Annotated in this window: 22 protein-coding genes; 13 read left to right on the forward strand and 9 right to left on the reverse strand. The window is 71.3% G+C overall.

Features of this window, described 5'->3' with window-relative positions; genetic code table 11:
• The 3 genes from mltG to M8542_RS07205 form a co-directional block, all read left to right on the forward strand.
• A partial coding sequence (mltG, locus tag M8542_RS07195) for an endolytic transglycosylase MltG (protein ID WP_308210244.1) occupies positions 1 to 1,986 on the forward strand: 1,986 nt, incomplete at its 5' end.
• Positions 1,973 to 2,830 (forward strand): shikimate dehydrogenase, encoded by an 858-nt coding sequence (locus tag M8542_RS07200; protein WP_257919240.1) that lies wholly within the window; start codon positions 1,973 to 1,975, stop codon positions 2,828 to 2,830. The genes mltG and M8542_RS07200, both read left to right, overlap by 14 nt.
• 58 nt (positions 2,831 to 2,888) lie before the next feature.
• Positions 2,889 to 4,112, forward strand: a complete 1,224-nt coding sequence (locus tag M8542_RS07205) for a GrpB family protein (protein WP_257919241.1) — start codon at positions 2,889 to 2,891, stop codon at positions 4,110 to 4,112.
• Here the strand turns inward: M8542_RS07205 and M8542_RS07210 are convergent.
• The 3 genes from M8542_RS07210 to M8542_RS07220 form a co-directional block, all read right to left on the reverse strand.
• Entirely contained in the window at positions 4,096 to 6,810 is a 2,715-nt protein-coding gene (locus tag M8542_RS07210) for an NACHT domain-containing protein (RefSeq protein ID WP_257919242.1), read from the reverse strand. The genes M8542_RS07205 and M8542_RS07210 overlap by 17 nt on opposite strands.
• A gap of 63 nt (positions 6,811 to 6,873) precedes the next feature.
• Positions 6,874 to 7,533: a TetR/AcrR family transcriptional regulator gene (locus M8542_RS07215; protein WP_257919243.1), complete on the reverse strand. Its 660-nt coding sequence runs from the start codon at positions 7,531 to 7,533 to the stop codon at positions 6,874 to 6,876.
• A gap of 25 nt (positions 7,534 to 7,558) precedes the next feature.
• Positions 7,559 to 7,996, reverse strand: a complete 438-nt coding sequence (locus tag M8542_RS07220; protein ID WP_257919244.1) for a hypothetical protein — start codon at positions 7,994 to 7,996, stop codon at positions 7,559 to 7,561.
• Positions 7,997 to 8,103: 107 nt separating this feature from the next.
• Between M8542_RS07220 and M8542_RS07225 the strand changes: the two genes are divergently transcribed.
• Together M8542_RS07225 and M8542_RS07230 are read left to right on the forward strand one after the other, a co-directional pair.
• Positions 8,104 to 9,297, forward strand: a complete 1,194-nt coding sequence (locus M8542_RS07225) for an endonuclease/exonuclease/phosphatase family protein (protein WP_257919245.1) — start codon at positions 8,104 to 8,106, stop codon at positions 9,295 to 9,297.
• A 4-nt stretch (positions 9,298 to 9,301) separates the two neighbouring features.
• The gene (locus M8542_RS07230; protein ID WP_257919246.1) at positions 9,302 to 10,234 is read left to right on the forward strand and encodes a D-2-hydroxyacid dehydrogenase family protein; all 933 of its coding nucleotides are present in this window, start codon (positions 9,302 to 9,304) and stop codon (positions 10,232 to 10,234) included.
• 190 nt (positions 10,235 to 10,424) lie between these two features.
• Here M8542_RS07230 and M8542_RS07235 read toward each other — a convergent pair whose 3' ends face one another.
• The 5 genes from M8542_RS07235 to M8542_RS07255 form a co-directional block, all read right to left on the reverse strand.
• On the reverse strand, positions 10,425 to 11,906 hold the full coding sequence (locus M8542_RS07235) for an alpha/beta hydrolase (protein WP_257919247.1): 1,482 nt from the start codon (positions 11,904 to 11,906) through the stop codon (positions 10,425 to 10,427).
• Positions 11,903 to 12,718, reverse strand: coding sequence for a serine hydrolase domain-containing protein (locus M8542_RS07240; RefSeq protein ID WP_257919248.1), 816 nt, complete (start codon positions 12,716 to 12,718; stop codon positions 11,903 to 11,905). Before M8542_RS07240 ends, M8542_RS07235 begins: the two co-directional genes overlap by 4 nt.
• An 81-nt stretch (positions 12,719 to 12,799) precedes the next feature.
• Positions 12,800 to 13,066: an HPr family phosphocarrier protein gene (locus M8542_RS07245; RefSeq protein WP_257919249.1), complete on the reverse strand. Its 267-nt coding sequence runs from the start codon at positions 13,064 to 13,066 to the stop codon at positions 12,800 to 12,802.
• 41 nt (positions 13,067 to 13,107) lie between these two features.
• Complete coding sequence (locus M8542_RS07250) at positions 13,108 to 14,340, reverse strand: PTS transporter subunit EIIC (RefSeq protein WP_257919250.1); 1,233 nt, start codon at positions 14,338 to 14,340, stop codon at positions 13,108 to 13,110.
• Positions 14,337 to 15,125 (reverse strand): GntR family transcriptional regulator, encoded by a 789-nt coding sequence (locus tag M8542_RS07255; RefSeq protein WP_086678278.1) that lies wholly within the window; start codon positions 15,123 to 15,125, stop codon positions 14,337 to 14,339. The genes M8542_RS07250 and M8542_RS07255 overlap by 4 nt, the downstream gene beginning before the upstream one ends.
• 243 nt (positions 15,126 to 15,368) lie before the next feature.
• Between M8542_RS07255 and M8542_RS07260 the strand changes: the two genes are divergently transcribed.
• The gene (locus M8542_RS07260) at positions 15,369 to 15,608 is read left to right on the forward strand and encodes a PTS sugar transporter subunit IIB (RefSeq protein WP_257919251.1); all 240 of its coding nucleotides are present in this window, start codon (positions 15,369 to 15,371) and stop codon (positions 15,606 to 15,608) included.
• Positions 15,605 to 16,060 (forward strand): PTS sugar transporter subunit IIA, encoded by a 456-nt coding sequence (locus M8542_RS07265; protein ID WP_257919252.1) that lies wholly within the window; start codon positions 15,605 to 15,607, stop codon positions 16,058 to 16,060. Before M8542_RS07260 ends, M8542_RS07265 begins: the two co-directional genes overlap by 4 nt.
• Before the next feature lie 69 nt (positions 16,061 to 16,129).
• Here the strand turns inward: M8542_RS07265 and M8542_RS07270 are convergent, their stop codons facing one another.
• Entirely contained in the window at positions 16,130 to 16,567 is a 438-nt protein-coding gene (locus M8542_RS07270; RefSeq protein WP_257919253.1) for a QcrA and Rieske domain-containing protein, read from the reverse strand.
• 105 nt (positions 16,568 to 16,672) lie between these two features.
• Between M8542_RS07270 and M8542_RS07275 the strand changes: the two genes are divergently transcribed.
• From M8542_RS07275 to M8542_RS07300, 6 genes are all read left to right on the forward strand, one after another.
• The gene (locus M8542_RS07275; RefSeq protein ID WP_257919254.1) at positions 16,673 to 17,041 is read left to right on the forward strand and encodes a hypothetical protein; all 369 of its coding nucleotides are present in this window, start codon (positions 16,673 to 16,675) and stop codon (positions 17,039 to 17,041) included.
• A 5-nt stretch (positions 17,042 to 17,046) separates the two neighbouring features.
• On the forward strand, positions 17,047 to 17,559 hold the full coding sequence (locus M8542_RS07280) for a sigma-70 family RNA polymerase sigma factor (RefSeq protein ID WP_257919255.1): 513 nt from the start codon (positions 17,047 to 17,049) through the stop codon (positions 17,557 to 17,559).
• Positions 17,556 to 18,206: an anti-sigma factor family protein gene (locus M8542_RS07285; RefSeq protein WP_257919256.1), complete on the forward strand. Its 651-nt coding sequence runs from the start codon at positions 17,556 to 17,558 to the stop codon at positions 18,204 to 18,206. The genes M8542_RS07280 and M8542_RS07285 overlap by 4 nt, the downstream gene beginning before the upstream one ends.
• Before the next feature lie 327 nt (positions 18,207 to 18,533).
• Positions 18,534 to 19,178, forward strand: coding sequence for a prepilin peptidase (locus M8542_RS07290; protein ID WP_257919257.1), 645 nt, complete (start codon positions 18,534 to 18,536; stop codon positions 19,176 to 19,178).
• Between the two features lie 48 nt (positions 19,179 to 19,226).
• Entirely contained in the window at positions 19,227 to 20,414 is a 1,188-nt protein-coding gene (gene aroC / locus M8542_RS07295; protein WP_257919258.1) for a chorismate synthase, read from the forward strand.
• A complete protein-coding gene (locus M8542_RS07300; RefSeq protein WP_257919259.1) occupies positions 20,411 to 20,932 on the forward strand; it encodes a shikimate kinase in 522 nt (173 codons plus the stop codon). The genes aroC and M8542_RS07300 overlap by 4 nt, the downstream gene beginning before the upstream one ends.
• Positions 20,933 to 20,939 lie beyond the last annotated feature (7 nt).

The raw sequence follows: 20,939 nt of genomic DNA on the forward strand, positions 1-20,939 counted from the left end.
CGTCGCGCGGCCCCGGAGACCGGCGAGGCCGCGGCCCCGCCGCGGCGCGGCCGCCGTGCCCCGGAGCCGGCCGAGGAGGCCCCGCGCCGCCGTCGTCCGGCGCCGATCCCGGAGGAGCCGGCGGAGCCCCGCCGTCGCCGTCCGAGCCCCGAGGAGCTGGCCGAGGCCGACGCGGCCCGCCGGCACCAGGCGATGCTCGACCTGGAAGAGGCCGCCGAAGCCCAGGCGGCCCGCCTGCGCGGTGCCCCGGAAGAGCCGGCCCGCCTCCGGGCGGTCCCCGACGAGCCCGCCGAGCCGCCTGCCCGTCGTCGTGGCGCGCCGGTGTCCGATGAGCTTGCCGAGCCGCCGGTCTCGCGCCGTCGTGGCGCGCCGGTTCCCGACGAGCTTGCCGAGCCGCCGGCCCGTCGTCGTGGTGCGCCGGTGTCCGATGAGGCCGCCGAGCCGCCCGCTCGCCGTCGTGGTGCGCCGGTGTCCGACGAGCCGGTCGAGCCGGCGGCCTCGCGCCGCCGCCGGGCCGCCCTCGAGCCCGACGAGCCTTCGCGCCGCCGCGCCGCGGCCGAACCGCCGCGGCGGCCCGTCCAGCCGGGTGACCGCTCTGCCGGCGTGCCCGAACCCGGGCTGGAGCCCCCGCGCCGCCGCCGTCCGCCGCCTCCGCCGGTGCGCGACGAGCCGGTCACCGACATCATCCCCGCGCAGACCGCGCCGCCCCCGGCCGAGCCCTCGCCCGAGGAGCCGGAGGCCGACGGCTTCTTCGCCGAGGACGACCAGTACGCGGAGTACGACGACTACGACGAGTACGCCGACGACGAGTACGAGGACTACGACGAGGACGCCTACGACGACGAGCCGGAGCCGCCGCGCAAGAAGAAGCGCGGCAAGCGCGCCATCGGCTGGGTGGCCGCGCTCGTCGTGATCGTGCTGCTCGCGGGCGGCGCCTACTACGGCTTCAACAAGATCTTCGGCTACGAGGACTTCGAAGGCGCCGGCGACGGCGACGTGCTGTTCCAGGTCGACGACGGCGACTCGACGTCGGCGATCGGCGCGAAGCTCGCCACGGCGGGTGTCGTCGCCAGCGGCAAGGCCTTCGTGAAGGCCGGCGAGGACAACCCGAAGCTGGCCCGCATCCAGCACGGCTTCTACGTGATGAAGTCGCACATGTCCGGCAGCAGCGCGGTCGACCGCATCACCACCCCGGCCTCGAGGGTCGGGCAGCTGGAGATCCGGCCGTACACGCAGTTCGACGACATCACCCAGCCCGACGGCAAGGTCACGCCGGGCGTCTTCACCCTGATGGCCAAGGCGTCCTGCGCGCAGATCAACGGCAAGAGCACCTGCATCACGGCCGACGACCTGCGCAAGGCGGTCGACGCGGCGGACCTGAAGACGCTGGGCGTGCCGGACTGGGCGATCGAGCCCGCGAACAAGGCCGACCGCAAGGACCGGCGGCTCGAAGGCCTGATCGCGCCGGGCCTCTACGACATCCGGCCCGGGGCGAACGCCCAGGAGATCCTCGGCCAGCTCGTGAAGAGCTCGACCGAGGCGATCCAGAACGCCGGGCTGAGCGCCCAGTCGACCGGCCCGGAGGCGACGCCGTACCAGACGCTGATCATCGCGTCGATCATCGAGCGCGAAGCGGTGAAGGCGGACTTCGGCAAGCTCTCGCGGGTGATCTACAACCGGCTGGCGATCAACATGCGGCTGCAGATGGACTCGACGGTCAACTACCCCCTGGACCGCCCGACGCTGGCGACCAGCGACGAGGACCGGAACCGGCCGGGGCCGTACAACACGTACAAGAACACCGGGCTGCCCTTGACCCCGATCTCGGTGCCGAGCGCCGACGCCATCCAGGCGGCGGTGCACCCGACGGCCGGGGACTGGGTGTACTTCGTCAAGTGCGAGAAGAACGGCCTGTCCTGCTTCGGGGTCTCCTTCGACGACCACAAGGCCAACGTGAAGCTGGCCCAGCAACGTGGCGTTTTCTGAGCCCCGGCGCGCCGCTGTCCTCGGCAAACCGGTGGCGCATTCGCTGTCCCCGGTGCTGCACGGCGCCGCGTTCGCCGCGCTCGGCCTGACCGGCTGGACGTACGAGCGGATCGAAACGGGTGCCGAGGAGCTGCCGGGGTTCGTCGACGGCCTCGGCCCGGAGTGGGCCGGGTTCTCGGTCACCATGCCGGGCAAGCGCGCGGCGCTGGACCACGCGGACGAGGTGACCGCGCGCGCGGCCGCCGTCGGCGCGGCCAACACGCTGGTCCGCTCGGTGAAGGGCTGGCTCGCGGACTGCACCGACGTCGAGGGCGTCACCGGGGCCCTGCGTGCGGCGGGCGGGTACGAGCCTTCGCCGGCGGACACCGCGGTGGTGCTCGGCGCGGGCGGCACGGCGGCCGCGGCGGTCGTCGGGCTGGCGGCCCTCGGCGTCCGGCAGGTGCGCTTGGTCGTCCGGGATCCGGCGCGGGCCGGGGAAACGCTCGACGCGGCGAAGCGGGCTTCGCTCGACGTCGACGTGCTTCGCTGGGCCGAGACGGACTTCGCGGCGCTGGGGTCCGCGGCCGTGCTGGTGAACACGGTGCCGCCGGCGGCGGTGGTGCCGCACGTGGCCGACCTCGCGGCGATCGAGCACGTCCTCGACGTCATCTACCATCCGTGGCCGACGCCGCTGGCCGAGGCGGTCGCCGAGCGCGGCGGCCGGCTCGCGACCGGGCTGGACATGCTGCTGCACCAGGCGTTCGGCCAGGCCGAGCACTTCACCGGCCGGCCCGCGCCGCGAGCGGCGATGCGGGACGCCCTGCGCGCCGCCACCGGGAACATGCTGCCGCTGCCGATCGGCTAAAGCGCTTGCGCGAAGTTGATATTCTGGCGGACTGCCCAAACCAAGGGGGTCTGCCGGAATGAGCAGCCAAGAATCGCCGTGGGTCGGCGAACGCCCGAAGCTCAACTCGACCGTCACACTCGCCGACTACGACCCGGAGTGGCCGAAGCTCTTCGAGCGCGAGGCCGGCCGGATCCGCGACGTGCTGGGGGAGCGCGTGCTCGTGCTGGAGCACGTCGGCTCGACGTCGGTGCCCGGGCTGTGCGCCAAGCCGATCGTCGACATCCTCCTCGAAGTGCCGGACTCCGACGACGAGGACGCCTATGTCCCGCCGCTGGAGGCGGCGGGCTACCGGCTCGTGATCCGCGAGCGGGACTGGGAGAAGCACCGCTGTTTCAAGGGTCCGGACACGAACATCAACCTGCACGTGTACTCACCGGGCAACGGCCAGACGCCGCGCTACCGGCTCTTCCGCGACCGCTTGCGGTCGCACCCCGCCGAACTGGCGTTGTACGCGGCGAAGAAGCGTGAGCTGGCCGCGAAGACGTGGGAGTACATCCAGGGGTACGCCGACGCCAAGACCGAGGTGGTCGAGGAGATCCTCACCAGGGCGCGGGCGGCGCAGTACGACGCGTTCAGCGAGGAATACGCGTCGCACGCGGAGAAGAGCGTGACGAACGCGCTGTACGACCGCCCCGCGATCCTCGACCTGGCGGGCGATGTTTCGGGGAAGCGGGTGCTGGACGTCGGGTGCGCGGCCGGGCACCTGAGCGCGCTACTGGCCGAGCGGGGCGCGGACGTCCTCGGCGTCGACGCGAGCGAGGGCATGGTGTCGGTCGCCCGGCGGAGGTTCGGCGAGGTGGCGCGCTTCGAGGTCGCGGACGTGTCCCGGCCACTGGAGCTGCCGGACGCGTCGGTCGACGTCATCACGGCGTCGCTGGTGCTGCACTACCTGAAGGACTGGGGCCCGACGCTGGCCGAGTTCCGCCGGGTCCTCGTTCCGGGCGGGGTGCTGGCGTTCTCGGTGCACCACCCGGGCGAGGACTGGCGGTGGTTCTCGCGGGAGAACTACTTCGAGCTGGAGCTGCTGGAGGACGAGTTCCCACCGGGCAACCAGGTCCGGTTCTACCGGCGCCCGTTGAGCTGGACGTTCACCGCGGTCCGCGAGGCGGGGTTCGAGGTGGACCGGCTGGTGGAGCCGATGCCGCTGCCCGAGACGGCCGACGTTGATCCGAAGTGGACGGAGAACCTGCGGACCAAGCCGCGGTTCCTGTACTTCCGGGTGGTCAGTCCGTCGGTGTGACCGGTCGCGGAAGGGGACTTCGTCTGAGGTCCCCTTCCGTGGTTTCCGGTTCATCGCCGTCCACCTCCAGCGAAACCAAGGCGGGCTGCGCGAGGTCGAAGAGGTCGAGTCGCGTGACCGGGGTCAAGGTCATGATCGCCGGAAACGGAATGCCGAACTTCGTCGAGAATCTGCGGCCGACCGCGCGCACGATCACCGCGAGCTCGTGCGTGCTCGAACCGGGGTTCGAGATCACCGTCTCGATCAACTGCCGGTTGCCAGGCTCCCACATGTCCCTTCCGATGAATCTGAACGCCGCACGCAACTGCGGATCCAGGTGGTTGAAGCGTAGGGGCAGGAACGAGAGCAGGTAGGTGATCGAAGCCAGGGCGGAGAGGATCGCCGCATGCACCGGGTGGATGAGGTCGAACCACGTCGGAAGGTGACAGGCGAGCACGATGAAGACCAGCTTCAGCGACGTGAGCGCGGAAATCGCGTTGCGGATCCGCTGGCTGCGGATCGAGCCGTAGATCGGCATGGTGGCGAGGAACTTGAGGCAGGGCGAAGACGCCGGCCACCGACAGCCGGCTTCGAACACAGCGCCGGTGATGGCGCCCGGGTCGATGCGGCTGTTGTGCCAGCACCGCTTTTTCCCTTCCCGCGGGGGTAGCCATTCGGAGACCGGGAAAACCGCGGTGGTCGACGCGAGCCGACGGCTCACGCTGCCGTGGTAAAAGATCCCGATGGCCAGAATCCGGGCCCAATCCCGCATACCTTCTTTGCTCGCTTGAAATTCGGCGAGTGCTCGAGCCAGCACCGCCGGTTCGTCGAGCACCTTGATCAGCAGCTTCGGGCGCTCCCGGGCGATCTCGAGCCCGAGCGACCTGGCCAGCTCGAGGGCAGCTCCGGGGTCGAGCCGCAGGTAGGAGACGAAGAGCGGATCGAACCCGTCCTCGACGCCTGCCGTCACGCTGACGAAGAACGGTTTGAGGTAGCTGGGTTTGCTGCCGGTGATCGAGCTTTCGGCCAGCTCCCGGTCGCGCAGGGCGATGGCGGCCAAGCGGAACAGATGGAACCAGGTCTCGTCCCGATCGGTCACATCGGCAAGGGCATCGGTGATCCGGGCCAGCTCCGCCATCACGACTTCGTCGTCGTAGGGCTGGCTGTCCGCGATGGCGCGCAGTCCCAGCTCGACCCCGGTGCGGAGCGTCCACAACAGGCTTTCCCGGCGGATCCGATCGTTCTTCTGCAGGGCCACCGAGAAGACGATCACTTCGGCCAGCCGCTCGCCGAACCGGTGTGAGCTGCCTTCCTCGACTTTCCGGGTGATCCGGTGCCAGGTTTCCTCGTCACCACGGTCGACCGCGTCCGCGGCCAGGAACTCGCAGAACGTCAGGTGCACGAACCGGAGGGTCTCCTCCTTGCGCTCCTCGGTGAACAGGCCCGTGTCCCGGGACAGCTCGCGGAGGCGCTGACCCGCCGCGGCCTCCGAAAGTCCTTCCTCGTCTTGGACGATGGCCACCGCCTTGCTCCAGTCGAGCGCGTTGCGGGACTGGCTGCCGTCGAGGAGGTGCTCGAGGGCGATCCGGCCCAGCACCTGCCGCCGGGTCCGGCGCAGGACGTTGAGCCCGGTGGTCAGGCCGAGCTGGCGGCCCCAGCGCCGCACGAGCAGCTCGTCGACCACGGCCCGGTAGAAGTCGGGGCGGGTTTCCGGCAGGCCTTCGCCGCCGGTGATCTGGTCGGTCGCCACGTACATCGCGAGGATCAAAGGCGTCTCGCACATGCTCCGGATGTTCGGTTGCGCGGCGAGGTTGCCGAAGATGCGTGACCGGTGCCGTTCCGGCGTGGTCTGGAAGGGCCACTTGCGCAGGAACTCGTACATGTCGTCGGCCGTGAAGGGTTCCAGCGTCAGGTGCGCGTCGAAGGTCTCGGTGAACTCGGGAGCGAGGTTCACGTAGAGCTGGCGCCGGGTCGTCACGATGACCTGGTTGTGCGCATGGCGCTTCGCCAGATGGTCACAGAGTTCGGAGATCTGCGCGGAGACCGCGTCGAACTCGCTGGTGTTCACCTCGTCCAGGCCGTCCAGCAGGACGGTGACCCGGCCGGTGTCGGCGAACGAGTCGTAGAGGTCCTTGCTGGCGTAGGTGTTGATCGACGTGACTTCCTTCTCGACCGATTCGACCAACCCGGCGCCGTCGAACTTCGCCGAGGTGAGTTTCCTGAGCTCCATGAACACGGGAATGCGGGCGAAGGAGGCGTCGATGGCGATCGACGTCCGGCAGATGTCGCGGTAGATCCGCTTCACCACGGTCGACTTGCCCGACCCCGGGTCACCGACGAGCAGGATCCGGCGGTGACCGCTGTCCCGGATCGCGGTGGCCGAAAGCCGGCTCCGGTCGGCGGCGATCGCGGTCAGCGGGACGAACATGTCGTCCAGCACCAGCTCGACCGGCACCGCCGCCGGCACCAGGAGCCGGTTGGAACTCGCCTCGAGCCGGTTCAACGCGAAGTCACGCAAGCTCAGCCGGGCCGCCACCCGCGGTCGAAGCCGCCGGACCAGTCGCGACCCGATCCCGCGGACGATGTACTGCGGGAACGTCTCCAAGCCGAGATCCCGAGTCAGCGACTTGAGGTACTTGCGCCGCTGGTACACATACCCGGTCACCGCGACGGCCAGACCGGCGACGATGCTGACGATCTGGGTGAGACTCAGCGGCACCCCGAGCCACCTCTCCACGGGCGTACAAGGCCGTGAAAAGGGTCGCGCCCGGGCAGCCGCCTGTTACTCCCGCCGCGCCAGGTCTTGGATCAGGTCCACGATCTCCCGGCTGACGGGCCGGAACACCCGCAGCCGGGACAGCGCCGCCAGCCGGGCGAGCAACGGCACGCTGCGTTCCACCAGCATCCGGCTGCGCTTCTCCCCGGCCGAGCGGTCGTGCACCCAGAACAGCACCACGCCCATCTGGAACAACCACAGCAGCTCCGGCAGCTGCGCCCGCAGTTCCGGGTCGAGCTTGACGTCGGAGCCCTCGACGACCTCGCGCATCAGCTCGATCGACGCGTCCCGCGCGGCCGAGGACTCCTCGCTGAACGGGCTCAGCGGGGACTCCGGGTCGGCCGCGTTGACGAAGAACTGCGTGCCGAAGCGGTGGTAGGGCTCCGCCAGCTCCAGCCAGCACAGCAGGACCGCCTTCAGCCGCTCGGCGAAGCGGGGCTCCTCGGCCAGCAGTGCGCGGGCGGCGTCGAGGTGGAGCCGCGCGATCTCGTCGTAGAACCCCTGGATCAGTTGTTCCTTCGAAGAGAAGTAGTAGTACGCGTTCCCCACCGAGACGCCCGCCTCGGTGGCGATCGCGCGCATCGTCGTGCGGTCGTAGCCGTTCTCGGTGAACAGCCGCATGGCGGTGGTGACGATCAGGGACCGCGTTTCCTCGCTCTTCGGCACGCTCTGCACGTTAGCGCCGCTCGGGTCAGGGCGCGGGGAAGGGCGGGACCTGCGGGGTGCCGGGGTAGGGCACCGGCTGTCCGGCGAGCACCGGCTGCGGGGCGGGCGCGGGCTTCGGGGCCAGGTGGCGGCGCCGGATGCCGTTGAACACCAGCACGTTGAACAGGTGCATCACGCCGAGCACGAGGGCGACCGTGCCGACCTTCACCGACAGCAGCTCGAACACGTCCCGCGCGGTGTCCACCCGCGACCGGCTGGTCAGGAACAACGTCACGAAGCCGAGGCTGATCAGGTAGAAGCCGACCACCAGGAGCTGGTTGACGGCGGTGGCCAGGCCGGGGCTGTCGGCGAACACCTCGGCCAGGAAGGTGCGGCCGTGCTTGCTCAGCGTACGGGCCACGAGCACGGTCAGCGGGATGCTGATCAGCAGGTAGAGGGCGTAGGCGATGACTATGCGGTCCATGGTTCCTCCTCGTTTTGAACGTGTTCAAGAAGCACCGTAGCGCCACTTTTGAACGTGTTCAAGAGAGCTGGGTCACGTAAGGTGTCGCCCGACTGGGAGGTATCACCGTGAAACGCATTGCCGCCGGGCTGTCGCTCGCCGTGCTCGCCGCGCTCTTCGTGCCCGCTACCGCCGACGCGAACTTCGGGCAGAACGTCCGCTTCGCCACCTTCAACGCCTCGCTGAACCGCGCGGCCGCCGGGCAGCTGGTCACCGACCTCTCGACGCCGGGCAACGTCCAGGCGCAGAAGGTCGCCGAGGTCGTCCAGCGCAACCGCGCCGACGTTCAGCTGATCAACGAGTTCGACTACGTGCCGGGCAACCGGGCCGCCGACCTGTTCCGGAAGAACTACCTGGCGGTGGGGCAGCACGGCGCGAAGCCGATCGACTACCCGTACGCCTACACCGCGCCGGTGAACACGGGCGTCCCGACCGGCTTCGACCTCGACCGCGACGGCACGGTCGGCCTCGGCAACGACGCCCAGGGCTTCGGCACCTTCGAGGGCCAGTACGGCCTGCTGGTGCTGTCGAAGTACCCGATCGACCTCGCGCACGTCCGGACGTTCCAGAAGTTCCTCTGGAAGGACATGCCGGGCGCGCTGCTGCCGGACGACCCGGCCACGCCGGCCCCGCACGACTGGTACAGCCCGGCCGAGCTGAACGTCCTGCGGCTGTCGTCGAAGTCGCACTGGGACCTGCCGCTGAAGATCGGCCGCTCGACGGTGCACTTCCTGGTCTCGCACCCGACGCCGCCGAGCTTCGACGGCCCGGAGGACCGCAACGGCACCCGCAACAACGACGAGATCCGCTTCTGGGCGGACTACGTGACGCCGGGCAAGGGCGGCTACATCCACGACGACCGCGGCCACCGCGGCGGCCTGGGCGCGTCGGAGCGGTTCGTGGTGGCGGGCGACAACAACTCGGACCCGCTGGACGGCGACAGCGTCCCGGGCGCCATCGACCAGCTGCTGGATGCGCGCCGCGTGCTCGAGACGCACCCAGGCAGCCGGGGCGCGGTGCTGGCGTCGCAGGCCCAGGGCGGGGCGAACGTCGGGCAGAAGAGCAATCCGTACTTCGACACCGGCGACTTCAACGACGTCGCGCCGGGCAACCTGCGGACGGACTACGTGCTGCCGTCCCAGGGCTTGCTGCCGTGGCACGCGGAGGTGTTCTGGCCGGTGCCGTCGGATCCGCTGGCACGGCTGAACGACGCCTCCGACCACCACTTGGTCCGCGTGGATGTCTTCGTGCCACTACGGTGAGGCCATGCGCATCGCGATCCTCGACGACTACCAGGACGTCGCCCTGACCTTCGGTGACTGGGACTCCCTGAAGGCCGACATAACGGTCTTCACCGAGCCCCTCACCGACGTCGTCGGGCAGCTCCAAGGCTTCGACGTCATCGTCGCGATGCGTGAGCGCACCCGCTTCCCCGCCGAGGTGCTCGACCAGCTGCCGGACCTGAAGCTGCTGGTCAGCACCGGCCCGCGCAACGCGGCCATCGACGTGCCCGCCGCGAAGCGCAACGGCGTCGTCGTGTCGAAGACCGGGTACCTCGGCGAGCCGACCGCCGAGCACACCTGGGCGCTCATCCTCGCCGCGGCGCGGAACCTGCCGCGGGAGTTCCGGTCCATGCGTGAAGGTGGCTGGCAGACGACCGTCGGCACCATGCTGCACGGCAAGACGCTCGGCCTGCTCGGCCTCGGCCGGCTCGGCGCCGGTGCGGCGAAGATCGGGCAGGCCTTCGGTATGGAGACCATTGCCTGGAGTCAGAACCTGACGCAGGAGAAGGCGGACCCGCACGGCGTCACCGCGGTGTCCAAAGAGGACCTCTTCGCCCGCTCGGACGTCCTGTCGATCCACCTGGTGCTCAGCGGGCGCACGCGCGGCCTCGTCGGCGCGGCCGAGCTCGCGGCGATGAAGCCGAGTGCGATGTTGGTGAACACCTCGCGCGGCCCGATCGTCGACGAGGACGCGCTGGTGGACGCGTTGCGGCGCAACGAGATCCGGACGGCGGCGCTGGACGTCTACGACGTCGAGCCGTTCCCGGCCGACCATCCACTGAGGACACTCGACAACGCGGTCCTCACCCCGCACCTCGGGTTCGTCGCCCGCGAGACCTACGAGATCTTCTACGGTGACGCCGTCGAGGACATCGCGGCCTTCCAGGCCGGGAGCCCGATCCGGCTGATGGACTAGCTTGGCGTGCGGCCCGCCGGGGCCCGAGGTCCCCGCACCGGCCCGGCGGCGGGCCCGCACGAGAACCATGACACCACCGCACCGCGCGGCCGGGCAGGGTCCAAAGACCCTGCCGCCGTCGGCCGTTCGGCTGAACGACCGGCCCGTGCGGGTCGTGAGTGAGAAACAGCGCCGGGGAACGGTTTCTCGATCACGGGAACGGGACCGCGTCCGGCCGGCAGGTCGTGCCCTCGGCCGGCGCGCTCAGCTCCGTCAGGTACGTCACTACGGCCGCCGACGCGCACGCGCTCGGGGCGTCCAGCGACGTGTGCCCGTACCCGTCGACGACGAGCACCCGCCCGTCGCCCAGCTCCGCCGCCGTCGCCTGCGCGTTGTGCAGTGGTGTCGCGGGGTCGAACCGGTTGTTCAGCACCAGGATCGGGTTCTTCCGCGCCCGGTTCCACGGCCCGGTGTAGCGCTCGGGGTCGTGTCCCGGCCAGCCGACGCACTGCGCCATCGAGAACACCGCGCCCAGCCCGAAGTACGGCTGGCGCGTGCTTTCCCGGGCCGCGAGCGCGGCGTAGTCCGCCGGCGAAGACGGGTTGTCGCTGTCGACGCACTGGACGGCCAGGAAGCCGGGGGGGTGCGTCGGCACGTACGGGTCGAGCACCGGCGCGGCGGGCCCGGGATCCGACGGCATCGCGGAAAGGGTCTGGGCGAGCCGCTTCCACCGCCCGGACTGGTACAGCGCGCTGTCGACGGTCTTCATCAGCGAGCCGACGCCCGTGGTGCGCGACGCCCGCGCGAACACCCCGGCGAACTTCGCCTTCGGGTCACCGCCGGAGAACGCGCACTTCGGCCCGGCCGCCGCGCAGACGGCGAAGAACTGGTCCAGCTCCTGCTGCTGCGCCCCGGCGACGTCGGCCCGGACGTCGACCGGCTGCTTCTCCTGGCCCGGCTTCCCGGTGGCGTTGGCGACGAGGTCGAGCGTGCCGTCGAGGGTCATCGCGCGGACCTTGTCCGGGAACAGGTTCGCGTACGTGCCGCCCAGGTAGGTGCCGTAGGAGTAGCCGTAGAAGTTCAGCGTGGTGTCGCCGACGGCCTGGCGCAGCAGCTCCAGGTCCCGGGCGACGTTCGCCGTCGACAGGTGGTTCAGCAGTTCGCCGGAGGCCGTGCACGCTTTCCCCGCCGCCGCGCTCGCCGCGAAGAACGCGTCGGGCTGACGCAGCGGCGAACCGGGCGCCGGCGCATGGTCCGCGCCGGGGCAGCTGACCGGCGCGGAGCCGCCGATCCCGCGCGGGTCGAAGCTCACCAGGTCGAAGCGGGCGCGCAGCTCGGGCGGGTAGCGATCGGCGAAGCGGGTCAGCTCGCCGACGCCGTCGGTGCCAGGGCCGCCGAAGTTGAAGAACAGCGAACCCAGCCGCCGGCCGGGGTCGCTCGCGGGCAGCCGGATCACCGAGAGGGTGATCGTGGCGCCCTTGGGGGCGCGGTAGCTCAGCGGCACGGCCGCGGCCGCGCACTGGTACTTCCCGTGACACGGCGCCCAGCGCAGCGCCGGCACGGCGGCGCCGTTCGTGCCAAGCGCGGGCGGGGCCTCCGCGGCGGCCGGGGACGCCGGCGGGGGAGCGGGCGCCGCCGCGGGCGCGCTGCAGGCCGCGAGCAGGAGCAGCAGCGCGGCGAGAAGGGTCTTCACGCGCTCAATTCCGCCAGGACGGCGTCGGTGTAGCCGGGCCAGACCTCGGCCGCCCACGGACCGAACGCGCGGTCGGCCAGCGCGACGCAGGCCGCGCCCGCGTCCGGGTCGACCCAGAGGAACGTGCCCGACTGGCCGAAGTGCCCGAAGGTCCGCGGCGAGCTGTTCGCGCCGGTCCAGTGCGGGCTCTTGTGGTCGCGGATCTCGAAGCCGAGGCCCCAGTCGTTGGGCTTCTGGTGGCCGAACCCGGGCAGCACCCCGGACAGGTCGGGGAACACGACGTTCGTCGCCTCGGCGACGGTGGCCGCGGCCAGCAGCTTCGGCGCCTGCAGCTCGGCGGCGAAGGCGACCAGGTCGTCCACAGTGGACACCGCGCCGGACGCGGGCGAGCCCTCGAGGGTCGTGCCCGTCATGCCCAGCGGGGCGAACAGGGCTTCGGCCTGGTACTGCGCGAACGGGATGCCCGAGTGCTCGGCCAGCGCGTCGGCCAGCTGCTCGAACCCGGCGTTGGAGTAGAGCCGGCGGGTGCCCGGCGCGGCCATGGCCTTGTGCGCGTCGAAGGCGAGCCCGGAGGTGTGCGCGAGCAGGTGCCGCACGGTCGAGCCCTCGGGCCCGGCCGGGGTGTCCAGCTCGACGACGCCCTCTTCGATCGCCACGAGCGCGGCGTAGGCGGTGAGCGGCTTGGTGACCGAGGCCAGCCGGAACTTCCGCGTGGTGTCGCCGTGGCTGCCCAGGACGCTCCCGTCCGCGGCCACCACGGCCGTCGCGGCGTTGTCCACCGGCCATTCGTCGATCAGGCGCACGCTCTCCATGCGTTCACCCTACGAAACGCCGCGAAGGCCCCCGCACCGGTGTCGGGGACCGGTGCGAAGGCCTTCGCGGGTGGTGCTACCTCAGGCGTCGAGGTCGGTGGCGACCAGCTGGGCGACCGCTTCCACGGCCTCCTCGGCGCCCTCGCCCTCGGCGCTGATGACGACCTCGTCGCCGTAGCCGGCGGCGAGGGTCATCAGGTTGAGCACGCTGCCGGCGGCCACCGGGCTCCCGCCGGCCATGGCGATCTGCACCGCGACGGGTTGCGCCGCGGCCGCCTTCGCCACCAGCGCGGCCGGCCTGGCGTGCAGGCCCACCTTGCTCGCCACGGCGACGCGTTTCTCCGGCATGTTCGTCCTCTCGTCAAGCAGGGGTTACGTCGGTGCTGATGCTACTTCGCGGACGTCCGCTCGAGGTCCGCCTCGATCGAGTCGTCCTCGCGGCCGGGGGTCCGCAGGTTCCACTTCGTGATGACGATCCGGAACACGAAGTAGTAGATCACCGCGAGGACCAGGCCGATCGGGATGAGCAGCCACGCCTTGTGCGCGGTGTCGAGGCTCGAGTTCAGCAGGAAGTCGATCGCGCCGCCGGAGAACGAGAACCCGAGCTTGATGCCCAGGGCGTTGACCACGGCGAGCGTGATGCCGGTCATGATCGCGTGGAAGATGTACAGCGGCCACGCGACGAACATGAACGAGAACTCGATCGGCTCGGTGACACCGGTGATGAACGAGGTCAGCGCGGCCGCGATCATCACACCGCCGACGACCTTCTTCTGCGCCGGGCGAGCGGTCTGCCAGATGGCCAGCGCGGCCGCGGGCAGCGCGAACATGAACACCGGGAAGAACCCGGTCATGAACGTGCCGGAGCCCTGCACGTGGTTGAAGAAGTTGGTCAGGTCGCCGCCGTTGAAGATGAACCACACCGGGACGTTCAGCAGCTGGTGCAGACCGACCGGGATGAGCAGGCGGTTGAAGAAGCCGTAGATGCCGCCACCGATGACCGGCTGGCCGACGATCGCCGAGCCCAGGTTCTGGATGCCCTGGTCGACGTACTTGAAGACCAGGCCGAGCAGGACGCCCAGGATGATCATGGCGAAGGCGGTGACGATCGGGACGAACCGGCGGCCGCCGAAGAACGCCAGCCACGCGGGCAGCTTGATCCGGTAGTAGCGCTGCCACAGCACCGCGGCGACGAGACCGGCGATGATGCCGGTCAGCACGCTGTAGGGCCAGTGCAGCGGCGAGCCGTCCCAGCTCGGCTTGTACCCGGTCTGGCTGCTGATCGGCGCGATCGCCTGGATCACGCGGTTGAGCACGACCCAGCCGACCGCCGCGGCGACGGCGGTCGAACCGTCACCCTTGCGGGCGAAGCCGACTGCGATGCCGATCGCGAAGAGCAGGGGCAGGAAGTCGAAGAGCGCGTTGCCCGCCCCGCCGACGACGGCGGCGACCTTGTCCCAGCCCAGGCCGGTCTTGCCGAGAATGTCGTCCTGACCGAAGCGGTTCAGCAGGCCGGCCGCCGGGAGCGTGGCGATGGGAAGCATGAGGCTACGGCCGAAGCGCTGAAGACCGGCGAGGCCGCCGCCGCTCTTCTTCGCCCCCTCCGCGGTGGTGGAGCTCATCTGGATCCTCCATAGTGGGGTGGTTGACCGGGCTCCGGGGTGTTCCGGTCCAACTGCATGGTCACCTGGTAGTGATCTCCCCGGTACCAGGACGTGATGTCTTCGATCGGGTCGCCGCCCGCGCTGGAGACCCGCCGGAACACGAGCAGCGGGCTGCCGGCACGCATGCCGAGCAGCCGGGCCGTCTCGCGATCCGCTCCTTCGGCCCAGACCGTCTGCCACGCCTGGTCGGGACGCACGTCGTACGTCTCGGCCAGCTGCGCGTAGATGGACTGGGTCAGGTCGAGCTCGAGCAGGCCGGGAGCCCGGCCCGCGTGGTACCAGCCGCGTTCGACGGCCAGGGGCACGCCGTCGGCGTGGCGCAACCGCACGAGGTGGTGTGCGGGGGCGCCCTCGGTGAGGCCGAGGGCGTGCGCCGAGGCGGTGGGCGGGACCTCGGTGGCCGCGGAGACCACCTCGGTCGTCGGGGTCAGCCCCCGCCGCCGCATGTCGTCGGTGAACGACATCAGGTACAGCTGCAGCTCCATCCGCCGGGCGGCGGTGAAGGTGCCCTTGCCGCGCACCCGGGCGAGCAGGCCCTCTTCGACCAGCTTGCCGATCGCCGATCTGACCGTGAGCCGCGACACGCCGTAGCGTTGTGCCAGCTCGCGTTCCGACGGGATCGGCGCACCAGGCGGGAGCTCCCGTTCCACCGTCCGGCGGAGGATCTCGCGCAGCTGGGCGTGCTTGGGCGTGGGCCCGTTGACGACCCGGTCGGGTGGCGGGACGTGCGCGGCCGCGCTCATCGGCGTCACCCTCCTCGTTTCTGTCGCACCGGGGGACCGGTGCTCGCGTCCGGCCCGGAACATTGGTACGTTCCGGTCTAGACCAATGATCTGATGGGGCAGGATGCTCCGCCGCGCGGACGGGTGTCAACCACCGTTATCCGTTCGTGGCCCGCGGCGGGGTGCATGCCGACGAACGGCGTAGTACAGGTGGACACGCGGTTCGCGTCAGGTTGGGAACAAACAGTGATCAAGGAGACCGCGATGGCGGATGACAGGCCGGAAAAGATCCTCGCGGCACTCGGCGGCGCGGGCAACCTCACCGAGATCGAGGGCTGCATCACGCGGCTGCGGTGCGAGGTCGACGACATGGGTCTCGTCGACGAAGCGGCGCTGAAGAAGGCCGGCGCGATGGGCGTCGTGAAGATGGGGGCGAGCGCCCTGCAGGTGATCGTCGGGCCGGAGGCGGACACGATCGCCAGCGACATCGAGGACCTCCTGTGAGCCTGGAGATCCTCAGCCCGGTCGCCGGGCGCGTGGTGCCGATCACCGAGGTCCCCGACCCGGTGTTCGCGGAGGCCATGGTGGGTCCGGGCGTCGCGGTGCAGCCCACGGGCGGGCGGTCGGACGCGGTCGCGCCGGTCGACGGCACGGTCGCCACGCTGCACCCGCACGCCTACGTCGTCGCGACCGAGGACGGCAAGGCCGTGCTGGTGCACCTGGGCATCGACACGGTCAAGGAGAAGGGCGAGGGCTTCACGCTGCACGTCGTCAAGGGCGAGCAGGTGCGGGCCGGCCAGCCGATCGTCAGCTGGGACCCGGAAGCGGTCACCGCGGCCGGTTACTCGGCGATCGTGCCGGTCGTCGCGCTGGACGCGTCGGCCGACGTGCTGTCCGGGTTGGACGCCGAACGCGACATCGCGGCCGGGGCGAAGCTGTTCAGCTGGGACGCTTGAGTTCGTTCTGTCACACGAAGGGCCCTTGGGGACGACCGTCCACAAGGGCCCTTCGCGCCGCCCGGCTCGTCAGCCGGTGACGACCTTCCCGTTCTCGACCTTGACCGGCACGCTCGGCAGCGGCTTGTTCGCCGGGCCCTGCTTGACCTCCCCGGTGAGTGCGTTGAAGACCGAGCCGTGGCACGGGCAGACCAGGTCGGCGCCCTGCGGGGCGACCGTGCAGCCCTGGTGCGTGCAGATCGCGCTGAACGCGGCGCAGGCCGACTCGGACGTCCGGGCCACGATCACGTCGGTGCCGTCCGGGGCCTTGGCGGCCTTCGCCTGCCCGACCGGGACCTCGGAGAGCGCGACCAGCGGCGTCCCGGCGGCGATCGGGGCCTGCGCGGTGCCCGACTTCGAGTCGTCCGAGGAACCGCACGCGGAGAGCGCGACGGCGCCGACGGCGGCGCCCGCGACGGCGGCTCCCGTGGTCAGGACGGTGCGGCGGGAGTGGGTTTCGGCAGTCATGCCCCTCTAAACGAGATCGACACCGCTTCGGTTCAATCCGCGGTGAACCGGATCGGTCCCTGTTCCGTGTCTATAGCCGAGTGGGTGTGGAGTGGAGGATCGATCATGGTGAGTTGGGTTCTACGCATCGTCGTGGCGGCCGCGCTGCTCGGCTCGGCGGGCGTGCACTACTTCCTGTGGACTGAGGACTACCCGGGCATCGTCGGCCCGTTGTTCCTGCTCGACGCGATCGGCGGGCTGGTGCTCGCCATCGCGGTGCTCGCCTGGCGGCACTGGCTGCCGGCGCTGGGCGCGGTCGGGTTCGGCGTGCTGACGCTCGGCGCGTACGTGCTCGCCGCGACCGTCGGGTTCGCCGGCAACCACGACCAGTTCAACAGCCAGCCCGAGTACTGGGGCGTCATCACCGAGGCGGTCTGCATCGTCGGCGGCCTGGCCCTGATGTTCGTGAAGGACCGGCGCCGGGTCGCGGCCTGAGCCCCGTGGGGGAAGTCGCCGAAGACGAGTTGATGCGCGCGCTGCACGAGGAGCACGCGGGCGCGCTGTGGTCGTACGCGCTCCACCTGACCTCCGGTGACCGGATCCGGGCCGAGGACGTCGTCCAGGAGACGCTGCTGCGGGCCTGGCGGTCGACGACGGTGCTGGACCAGTCGACGGGCTCGGCGCGCGCGTGGCTGTTCACGGTGGCGCGCCGGATCGCGATCGACGGCTGGCGCTCGGCGTCGGCGCGGTCGGAGGTGGTGACCGACCGGCCGCCGGAGCGCGCGGTCGCCGACGGCACCGACCGCGCGGTGCAGGGCTGGCTGGTCGCCGAGGCTCTGGCCGAGCTGTCGGAACGGCACCGCGAGGTGCTGGTCCTGTGTTACTTCCAGGGCTATTCCGTAGCGGACGCGGCGCTGCGGCTGGGCGTCGCCGAGGGAACGGTGAAGTCGCGCACGCACTACGCGTTGCGCGCGCTGCGGCTGGTGCTGGAGGAGAGGGGAGTGACCCAATGAGCGAAGACCCGTTCGCGACGTTCGACGCCGCGTACGTGCTCGGGGCGCTCTCCCCCGAGGACCGCCAGCGGTTCGAGACGCACCTGAGGACGTGCGACCACTGCGCGGCGTCGGTGCGGGAGCTGGCGGGCCTGCCGGGGCTGCTGGCCCGGGTCGACCCGGCGCCGGTGGCGCTCGAGACCGGCCCGCCACCGCCCGACCTGCTGCCGGGCATGCTGCGGCGGGTCCGCCGCGGCCGCCGGATCCGGGGCGCGGTGACGTCGGCTTCGGCCGCGCTGGCGGTGTCGGCCTGCGTGGCACTGGCGGTGGTGGCTTCGACGCCTCCGCCGTCCCCTGCCGTGCCTCCCGGCCTGGCGATGACGGCGCTGGGGGAGTTCCCGCTCCGCGCGGACGCCAGCCTGGCGGCCTTCGACTGGGGCACGCAGGTGGACATGTCCTGCAGCTACACGGGCGAGCGCAGCAGCGGCGAGTACGTCCTGGTGGCGATCTCCCGGGCCGGGGTGGAGACCCAGCTCGCGACGTGGAAGGCGGTCCCGGACAACACGGCCCGCATCGTGATCGGCACGGCGTTGAAGCGGACGGACCTGGCGGCGCTGGAGGTACGCGGCGGGACCAGCGGAAGACCGTTGCTGCGGTTGACGTTGTGAGGGGGAGTGGCCCGGCCGGGACGCAGGGGGTCCCGGCCGGCCACACCCATCGTGTCGGCGCCCCAATCACACGTGATGCCTCTCCAATCACAGGTGATGCCTCCCCAATCACGCGTGATGCCCGCTGGATCACGGGTGATGCCCCGAGCCGACCCTCCGGGCACGCGAGCCGACCGTTTCGGTACGCGAGCCGACCCGTCGGAGCCGCGAGTTTGGGGTGGCCGGCTGTCGCCCACAGGAGTGAAACCGGGGCGGGAACGTCGCGAACGGTCCGTTCGTGACGCTCGGCAGTTGCCCGGCTCGAACCGGCCGCAGCACCCTGGATCCATGTCCCCGACGATCTTCGTCCTCGCCGTCGCAGCGGCCGCGGGAGCCGGCACGGCACCGCCCGCCGCGTGGCTTCTCGCGCGCGCCGGTGCCCCGATCTCGATGCCGGTCGCGGGCGTCCTGGCCGCGGTGGGCGTCACGGCGGTGACCGCACGCTGGCCTGCCTGGTGGTTGCCGGTGCCGGTGGCGCTCACGGCGGTCGGGGTTCCGCTCGCCCTCGCCGACGTGCGCCACTTCCGCCTGCCGGACGTGCTCACGCTGTCCGCCTACCCCCTCTTCGGCGCGGCGATCGGTGTGGCCGCCCTGGGTGGCGGCGGTCCGGCGCTGGCGGTCCGAGCGGTCGCCGGCGCCCTGGTGTTCGGCGGCGCCCATGCGGTGGTCCGGAGACTCGCGCCACACAGCCTCGGCGCGGGTGACGTGAAGCTCGCGGGCAGTCTCGGCGCGGTCCTGGGCGCGGTCGGCTGGTTCGCGCTCGCGCTCGCGGCGGTCTTGGCGGCCTTGTTCAGCCTGGTTTTCGCGGCGGTGCGGAAGATCTGCGGCCGGGCCCCGCCTGCCCCACACCCCGCTCCCGCCCACCGCGTCCCGCACGGTCCGGCTCTCCTGCTGGCCACCTGGCTCTGCGCCGTCTTGCCCGGTGCGCCGTGAGCGGCACACCTTTCGGGCCCGCCCGGCCGCCGTGACAGGATTGAGGGCATGTTGCGCTGGATCACCGCAGGTGAATCGCACGGACCCGCGCTGGCCGCCGTGCTCGAAGGGATGCCCGCCGGTGTCGGCGTCACCACCGCCGACGTCACCGAGCAGCTCGCCCGGCGCCGGCTCGGCTTCGGGCGCAGCCCGCGGATGGGCTTCGAGACCGACCACATCGACTTCCTCGGCGGCGTCCGCCACGGCCTCACCCAGGGCGGCCCGGTCGCGATCCAGATCGAGAACGCCGAGTGGCCCAAGTGGGAACAGGTCATGGCGGCCGACCCGGTCGACCCGCAGGTCCTCGAAGGCCTCGCGCGCAACGAACCGCTCACCCGCCCCCGCCCCGGCCACGCCGACCTGCCCGGCATGCAGAAGTACGGCTTCGACGAGGCCCGCCCCGTCCTCGAGCGCGCCAGCGCCCGCGAGACGGCGTCGCGGACCGCGCTCGGCACCGTCGCCCGCAACTTCCTGAAGCAGCTGCTCGACGTCGAGATCCTCAGCCACGTCGTCTCCATCGGCGGCGCCGACGCACCCGAGGGCGACCTGCCCCGGCCCGGCGACCTCGCGGCCATCGACGAGAGCCCCGTGCGTGCCTTCAGCCAGGCGGGCACCGACGCGATGGTCGCCGAGGTCGACGCCGTCCGGAAGGCGGGTGACACCGTCGGCGGCGTCATCGAGGTCCTCGCCTACGGCCTGCCGCCGGGCCTCGGCTCCCACGTCCACTGGGACCGCCGGCTCGACGCGCGCCTCGCCGGCGCGCTGATGGGCGTCCAGGCCATGAAGGGCGTCGAGGTCGGCGACGGCTTCACCACCGCCCGCCGCTGGGGCAGCCAGGCGCACGACGAGATCGACCGCGGCACCGGCCCGGTCGGCGTCACCCGCCGGTCCAACCGCGCCGGCGGCCTCGAAGGCGGCATCACCAACGGCGAGCCGCTGCGTGTCCGCGTGGCCATGAAGCCGATCTCGACCGTCCCCAAAGCACTGTCCACAGTGGACGTCAAGACCGGGGAGCCCGCCGTCGCCATCCACCAGCGCTCCGACGTCTGCGCCGTGCCGCGGGCCGGCGTCGTGCTCGAGTCCGTCGTGGCGCTGATCCTCGCCGACGCCGCGCTCGAGAAGTTCGGCGGCGACTCCCTCGCCGAGAGCAAGCGCAACGCCGAGGCGTACCTCAAGGCCCTCGAGGAGCGCTGGTGAGCCCTCGCGCGGTGGTCGTCGGCCCGCCCGGCTCGGGCAAGAGCACGGTCGGCCCGCTGCTGGCCGCGGCGCTCGGCGTCGAGTTCCGCGACAGTGACGACGACATCGTCGCGCGTGCCGGGCGCAGCATCTCCGACATCTTCGCGGAAGACGGCGAACCCGCTTTCCGCGCGCTGGAAGAAGAAGCGGTCGCCACCGCGCTCGCCGAGCACGAGGGCGTGCTGTCCCTCGGCGGCGGCGCGCCGCTCACGCCGGGCACCCGTGCCCGGCTGGCCGAGCACACCGTCGTGTTCCTCAACGTCGGCCTCGCCGCCGGCGTCCAGCGCACCGGCCTTTCCGGTGCGCGGCCGCTGCTGGCCGGGGTGAACCCCCGCGCCACCTTCAAGAAACTGCTCGACGAGCGGGTGCCCGTCTACCGCGAGGTCGCCACCGTCGAGGTCGTCACCGACGAGCGGACCCCGGCCGAGATCGTCGCGGACCTCGCCGCGCGGCTCGCCCCCGCCGAAGCCAAGGAGTGATCCCACT

The sequence above is a fragment of the Amycolatopsis iheyensis genome (genome assembly GCF_024703995.1).
GTDB classification, from domain to species: Bacteria; Actinomycetota; Actinomycetes; order Mycobacteriales; family Pseudonocardiaceae; genus Amycolatopsis; species Amycolatopsis iheyensis.